3 protein-coding genes are annotated in these 3175 nt (G+C 73.8%); 2 read left to right on the plus strand and 1 reads right to left on the minus strand.

Annotated elements, in window-relative coordinates:
• The first annotated feature begins 23 nt into the window (after positions 1-23).
• A complete protein-coding gene (locus ACWF94_RS37325; RefSeq protein ID WP_453499183.1) occupies positions 24-278 on the plus strand; it encodes a DUF3263 domain-containing protein in 255 nt (84 codons plus the stop codon).
• Between the two features lie 10 nt (positions 279-288).
• Positions 289-1161 carry a trehalose-phosphatase gene (gene otsB, locus ACWF94_RS37330; RefSeq protein WP_453499185.1) on the plus strand — a complete coding sequence of 291 codons (873 nt, stop codon included), beginning with the start codon at positions 289-291 and terminating at the stop codon, positions 1159-1161.
• A gap of 124 nt (positions 1162-1285) precedes the next feature.
• Here the strand turns inward: otsB and ACWF94_RS37335 are convergent, their stop codons facing one another.
• The gene (locus ACWF94_RS37335) at positions 1286-2677 is read right to left on the minus strand and encodes an alpha,alpha-trehalose-phosphate synthase (UDP-forming) (RefSeq protein ID WP_453499187.1); all 1392 of its coding nucleotides are present in this window, start codon (positions 2675-2677) and stop codon (positions 1286-1288) included.
• Between the last annotated feature and the right edge of the window lie 498 nt (positions 2678-3175).

A 3175-nucleotide genomic window follows, 5' to 3' on the forward strand; every position in this document is an offset into this window, starting at 1 on the left:
GGCCAGCCCTTAGGTTGGACCGTATGACCGACGACGCGCCCGCCGCCGCCCCTCAGGGCCTGACCGACCGCGACCGGGCGGTCCTCGCCATGGAGCAGCGGTCCTGGCCGGGGCCCGGCGCCAAGGAGCGCGAGATCCGGGAGCGGCTCGGGATCTCCCCGGTCCGCTACTACCAGCTGCTCAACGCCCTGATCGACGACGAGCGCGCCCTCGCCCACGATCCCGTCACGGTGAATCGGCTGCGCCGGGTCAGGGACGAGAAACGCCGGCGCCGATAGGGTCGGAGCCATGGGCAGCCTCCCGTACGCGCACTCCCTGCCGTCGCCGTCGACGTCCGCGGGCCATGACGGTCTCGCCGCGCTTCTGGCCAGGCCACGCAAGGCCGTCGTCGCCCTCGACTTCGACGGCACCCTCGCCGAGATCGTGCCCGACCCCGAGCAGGCCCGCGCCCACCCCGGCGCCGTGCCCGCCCTCGCCCGGCTCGCGCCGCGGGTCGCCTCCGTCGCCGTCGTCACCGGACGCCCGGCCGGGGTCGCCGTCCGGTACGGCGGCTTCGCCGGAGTACCGGGCCTGGACCACCTGGTCGTCCTCGGCCACTACGGCTCCGAGCGCTGGAACGTCGTCACCGGCACCGTGAACACCCCCGCCCCGCACCCCGGCGTCGCCGCCGTACGCGCCGAGCTGCCCGGGTTCCTCGACCGTATCGGCGCCTGGCAGGGCACCTGGATCGAGGAGAAGGGCCAGGCCGTCGCCGTCCACACCCGGCGCGCGTCCGACCCGGTGGCCGCCTTCGAGGCCCTGCGCGACCCGCTCTCCGACCTCGCCGCCCGCCACGGGCTCATCCTGGAACCGGGCCGGATGGTCCTCGAACTGCGCCCGCCCGGCATGGACAAGGGCGTCGCGCTCGGCGAGTACGTACGCGAGGTGAGCGCCGAAGCCGTCCTGTACGCGGGCGACGACCTCGGCGATCTGCCCGCTTTCGCCGCCGTGGAGAAGCTCCGCTCCGACGGAGTACCGGGGCTGCTGGTGTGCAGCGGCAGTACGGAGGTGCCGGAGCTGGCCGACCGGGCCGATCTGCTGCTGCCGGGCCCGGCGGCCGTGGTGGGCTTTCTCGCCGACCTGGCGGACGCCGTCCGGACCGCTGATTCCGGCGGTTCCTGACGGTCCTGACGGTCCTGACGGTTCCTGGCGGTTCCTGACGGCTCCCGCGTCCTCTTCCCGCTCGGCGCTTCCGTGGTGTCCGGCCTGGCGTCCCGTACCGGATCGGCCCCTGGTCCTTCGGCCCTTAAGCGCGCAGGGCCGTCAACTGGTCCAGGAACCACCGCTGCGGCGGCAGCGCGCTCGCCGCGGCGGCGAGCCGCTTGGTGCGGTCGGCGCGCTCGCCCGCGGGCATCGTCAGGGCCCGGTGCAGGGCGTCGGCCGTGCCGGTGATGTCGTACGGATTGACCGTCAGCGCGTCCTCGCCCAGTTCCTCGTACGCCCCGGCCTCGCGCGACAGCACCAGCGCGCACCCCCCGTCCGAGACCAGCGGGATCTCCTTGGCGACCAGGTTCATTCCGTCGCGGATCGGGTTGACCAGGGCCACGTCCGCCAGCCGGTACGCGGCCAGCGAGCGCGCGAAATCGTCCTTCACATGGAGGACGACCGGCGTCCAGTCCGCCGTCCCGTACTCCGCGTTGATCCCGTCGGCGACCCGCTGGACCTCCGCCGTGTACTCCCGGTACACCGCGAGATCCTGCCGGGACGGATAGGCGAAGGCCACATGCACCACCCGCTCGCGCCACTCGGGGCGGGAGGCGAGCAGGGAACGGTAGGCGAGCAGCCCGCGCACGATGTTCTTCGACAGCTCGGTCCGGTCGACGCGCACGATCGTCCGGCGGTCAGCGCCGATCTGCTCCCGCAGTGCCGTCATCCGCTCCTCGACATCCGGCCGGTGCGAGCGCTCCCGCAGGAACTCCGCGTCCGCGCCGAGCCCGTGCACCCCGATCCGGGTGCCGGACAGCGCGTCCGCCCCCAGCAGCTCCGTACAGCACGCGGTGAACGCGTCCGCCCAGCGCCGGGTGAGAAAACAGGTGCGGTCCGCGCCGAGCAGCCCGCGCAGCAACTGCTCGGCGATGTCGTCGGGGAGCAGCCGGAAGTAGTCGACGGGGGCCCAGGGAGTGTGCGAGAAGTGCCCGATCCGCAGATCGGGGCGCAGCTCCCGCAGCAGGCCGGGCACCAGCGCCAGATGGTAGTCCTGCACCAGCACCGCGGCGCCGTCGGCCGCCCGGGCGGCCAGGGCATCGGCGAACGAGCGGTTGTAGCTCTCGTACGCGCCCCACTGCCGCCGGAACTCCTCGTCGAAGACCGGCTCCAGCGGGGTCTGGTACAGCAGATGGTGCACGAACCACAGCACGGAGTTCGCGATGCCGTTGTACGCGTCGGAGTGGACGTCCTCGTCGATGTCGAGCATCAGCACCCCGCTCTCGCCGACCCCGCGCCGCACGGCCTCCCGGTCGCCCGCGCCGAGCGCGGAGCACACCCACAGGGTGTCCGCCTCCGCGCCGATGGCGGAAAGACCGGAGACGAGTCCGCCGCCGCCGCGGCGGGCGTCGAGGGTGCTGTCCTCCCTGAGGGTGTACGAGACGGGGCCGCGGTTGGACGCGACGAGGACCTGAGCGGAGGGGGCGACGGCCATGTGCCGAACCTAGCCCTTCCCTCCACGCCTCAAACGCCCTTGCGCTCCGCGAGGTGCCGGGGTGTGCCGGTTTCAGCCTGTCCGGCGTTTGAGGACGGACCCTGGTGCTCGGGTGCGTGGAGTGTGGCGGGGCCCTGGCGCCGGTGTCCCTGTCCGGCTCGGCCCCTTGTCGGGGGCTCCGCCCCGAACCCCGCGCCTCAAACGCCGGCGAGGCTGGAAGTTGCGCCTCGGTCCCCTAGGCGGGGCTGGAGGTGCCTGGGCTTGAGGTGCCTGGCGCCCGCACGCTTCGAGGCGTCGAGGGTGCGGCATTCCAGCCTGTTGGGGGTCCCCCCGGACGAAGTCTGGGGGAGTTTGAGGACGGACCCTCGGGGTGGCGGGCCCGGGCCCGGGCCATGGCTGGGGCGCCCGGCGGGTGGAGACGGCGGCGGCGGGTCAGTCGCCGCGGCGGCTGCGGGCGGCGGCGAGCGCGATGGCCCCCGCGGCCGCGAGGCTCAGGGC

The sequence above is a fragment of the Streptomyces sp. NPDC055078 genome (assembly GCF_053607985.1).

Bases quoted from the DNA above. Each gene is read 5' to 3' on its own strand.
- ACWF94_RS37325 (WP_453499183.1), top strand. From the start codon at position 24: ATGACCGACGACGCGCCCGCCGCCGCCCCTCAGGGCCTGACCGACCGC.
- otsB (WP_453499185.1), top strand. From the start codon at position 289: ATGGGCAGCCTCCCGTACGCGCACTCCCTGCCGTCGCCGTCGACGTCC.
- ACWF94_RS37335 (WP_453499187.1), bottom strand. From the start codon at position 2,677: ATGGCCGTCGCCCCCTCCGCTCAGGTCCTCGTCGCGTCCAACCGCGGC.